Below are 2,874 nucleotides of genomic sequence, written 5' to 3' on the forward strand. Positions count from 1 at the left end.
CGGGACTTGAACCCGCGGCCACCGGCACCACAAGCCGGTGCTCTACCAACTGAGCTACGCCCACCACGCGTGCCGAGCATGCGCCCGACACGGCGTCAGGAAGTCTAACGCAGGTCAGACGCTTGCTATGACGGGCCCGTCACCGATCCGGCGACCTGGTCGGCGATCGCCTTGGCAGTATCCGTTTCGGGGCCGGGCTGGGGGACGAACACGGCGCCCCGGTAGTACTTGAGTTCTTCGATGCTCTCCTGGATGTCGACCAGCGCACGGTGATGTCCGCGCTTGGGCGGGGAGGCGAAATAGGCCCGCGGGTACCACTGTCGCGTGAGCTCCTTGATCGACGAGACGTCGACGACGCGATAGTGCATCCAGGTCTCGAGCTCGGTCATGTCGCGGGCGAGGAACATTCGGTCGGTGCCGATCGTGTTGCCGGCGAGCGGGGCCTTGCGGGGCTCCTTGACGTGCTGCCGGATGTAGTCGAGCACCTGCTCCTCGGCGTCGCGCAGGCTGAGCCCGTCATCGAGCTGGGTGAGCAGACCGGAGTTGGTGTGCATGTTGCGTACGAAGTCGTCCATCTGATCGAGCGCCTCCGCGGGAGGCTTGATGATCAGGTCGACCCCAGCGCCAAGGACGTTGAGCTCGTAGTCGGTGACGAGAGCCGCAACCTCGACCAACGCATCGGTCTCAAGGCTCAGCCCGGTCATCTCGCAGTCGATCCACACCAGCTTGTCATTCACGTCGTGCACCTTACTTGCCCGCGCAGACGTCGCACTCCGAGCACAGTGCTTCCGTGCCGGATACTGTGCGTCAGGAAGCGATCTAAGGGGCAGCAGTGGCGAACGAACGTCAGCAGCGAGCGGAACGCGCCGAACAGATGCGCAAGGAACGCGAGAAGGCTGGGCGTCGACAGCGCAATCTCATCTCGATCGCCATCGTCGTTGTAGTGATCGGGCTGATCGCACTGGGCGCATGGGCGGTCAAGAACGCGATGGATCCCGGGCCCGCACCGACACTTGTCGCCCCCAAGAACACCACCGACGACTTCGGCATCGTGTACGACGAAGCTCCTGCTGGGTCCGATCCGGTCTCGGTCGAGCTCTACGAAGACTTCCAGTGCCCGATTTGTGTGATTTTTGAGCACCAGAGCAGCGGTGTGCTTGCCGAGATGGTCGAGAGTGGCGAGATCACGATCACGTATCGCCCGTTCTCGTTCCTCGATGAATTTGGTGGAAGTCCCAATCGCTACTCCCACCGCGCAACGAACGTCGCCCTCTGCGCCCTCGACCAGGGAGGCGTGGCTGACTACGTCAAGGTGCACGACTACCTGTTCACGAACCAACCCGAGGAACGCACCAAGGGTCCGGCCGACGCCGAACTCATCAAGGCTGTCGCTGGCCTTGGTATCACGGGCATTGATTCGTGCGTGGAGTCCGAACGGTTCATGCCTTGGGTCGACGAAGCCATGAAGGCCGGAGAGAAGCGCGGCGTCGAAGGCACTCCGACTGTGTTCGTCGATGGTCAGCAGCTCGAGAATCCGATGGACGTCACGAGCCTTCCGCAGGCGATCAAAGCAGCCCAAAAGGGGTGACGGCCCAGACCGAGCGGTTGGGTGGCCAGATAGGGTCTGATGGAACCTTCTACGAACACCTTGCGTTGGTCATCGTGACCGCCCGACCCAGGAGACATACGTGGCAAACGAACGTCAAGAGCGCGCCGCCCGTGCCGAGCAGATGCGCAAGGAACGAGAGAAGGCCGACCGCAAGCAGCGCAACCTGATCTCCATCGCGATCGTCACGGTGGTCATCGCACTCATCGCTGTCGGCGGCTACGCCGTCAAGAGCGCGAACGACAAGAACAAGACAAACACCGAGCTCGTGGCTCCCAAGAACGTCAACGCTGACTACGGATTCGAGTACGACGCCGTCGCGGCTGGCGGAACGGCCGGCACCGACCCGGTCAAGGTCATCCTCACCGAGGACTTCCAGTGCCCGGCATGTCTGTCGTTCGAGCAGCAGAGCGGCGCCTTCCTCAACGATCTGGTCAAGAAGGGCGAGATCACGGTCGAGTACCGCCCGATCAGCTTCCTGGACAGCCAGAGCGGCAACGAGTACTCCAGCCGAGCGCTCAACGCGGCACTCTGCGTGCTCGACAAGGGCGGCGTCGAGAAGTACAAGGTCATGCACGATCTGCTGTACGCCGGCCAGCCCGCCGAGGGCACGGTCGGACCAGATGACAAGGCGCTGATCGAGACGGCCAAGACTGCTGGAGTCACCGGAATCGACTCCTGTGTCCTCTCCAAGCGGTTCGGTCCGTGGATCGAAGATGCGGGCGAACAGCTCAGCAAGGACGGGTTCGAAGGCACGCCCTGGGTCCGTATCGACGGCAAGGACGTCAAGTCCCCGACACCCGCGGCTATGCAGCAGGCGATCGACGCGGCCAAGAAGGCGTAGGTCCCGCCTTGCAGGGCGCATTTGTCGGCGAAAACCGGTACACTTGTGAGTAGTTGCACAACGTTGGGCCGTACGAATGAATCTGGTTTCCGTAAAAGGTGTCTTGTTCTCCTCGAAGGTTGAATGTGTGTGGCGAAGTCGCTCGCGAAACGCGTGAGTGACTAGCTCGCTAATAGGAGTAAGAACATGGCAACAGGAACCGTCAAGTGGTTCAACGCTGACAAGGGCTTTGGATTCATCGCCCCCGACGACGGCAGCGAAGACGTATTCGCGCACTTCAGCGCGATCGCCACGAGCGGCTACCGCTCGCTGGACGAGAACCAGAAGGTTGAATTCGACGTCGAGCAGGGCCAGAAGGGCCTGCAGGCGACGAACATTCGTCCCCTCTGATTCACCCACTGATTTAGTTCAGTAAGAATCCCCC

4 protein-coding genes are annotated in these 2,874 nt (G+C 61.8%); 3 read left to right on the top strand and 1 reads right to left on the bottom strand.

The window, feature by feature from the left end; genetic code table 11:
* Positions 1-125: 125 nt before the first annotated feature.
* Positions 126-737: an oligoribonuclease gene (orn, locus tag V6M39_RS15105; protein WP_332644640.1), complete on the bottom strand. Its 612-nt coding sequence runs from the start codon at positions 735-737 to the stop codon at positions 126-128.
* Positions 738-832: 95 nt separating this feature from the next.
* On the opposite strand from orn, the gene V6M39_RS15110 reads away from it, so the two are divergent.
* The 3 genes from V6M39_RS15110 to V6M39_RS15120 all read left to right on the top strand — a co-directional run bounded on the left by V6M39_RS15110 (position 833) and on the right by V6M39_RS15120 (position 2,840).
* Positions 833-1,588 carry a DsbA family protein gene (locus tag V6M39_RS15110; protein ID WP_332644641.1) on the top strand — a complete coding sequence of 252 codons (756 nt, stop codon included), beginning with the start codon at positions 833-835 and terminating at the stop codon, positions 1,586-1,588.
* Between the two features lie 100 nt (positions 1,589-1,688).
* Positions 1,689-2,450 carry a DsbA family protein gene (locus V6M39_RS15115; RefSeq protein ID WP_332644642.1) on the top strand — a complete coding sequence of 254 codons (762 nt, stop codon included), beginning with the start codon at positions 1,689-1,691 and terminating at the stop codon, positions 2,448-2,450.
* 186 nt (positions 2,451-2,636) lie between these two features.
* Positions 2,637-2,840, top strand: coding sequence for a cold-shock protein (locus V6M39_RS15120; RefSeq protein WP_056208020.1), 204 nt, complete (start codon positions 2,637-2,639; stop codon positions 2,838-2,840).
* The last annotated feature ends 34 nt before the right edge of the window (positions 2,841-2,874 follow it).

The organism is Aeromicrobium sp., assembly GCF_036675695.1.
Taxonomy (GTDB): Bacteria; Actinomycetota; Actinomycetes; order Propionibacteriales; family Nocardioidaceae; genus Aeromicrobium.

Coding starts and splice junctions, on each gene's coding strand:
- V6M39_RS15120 (WP_056208020.1), top strand. CDS start 2,637: ATGGCAACAGGAACCGTCAAGTGGTTCAACGCTGACAAGGGCTTTGGA.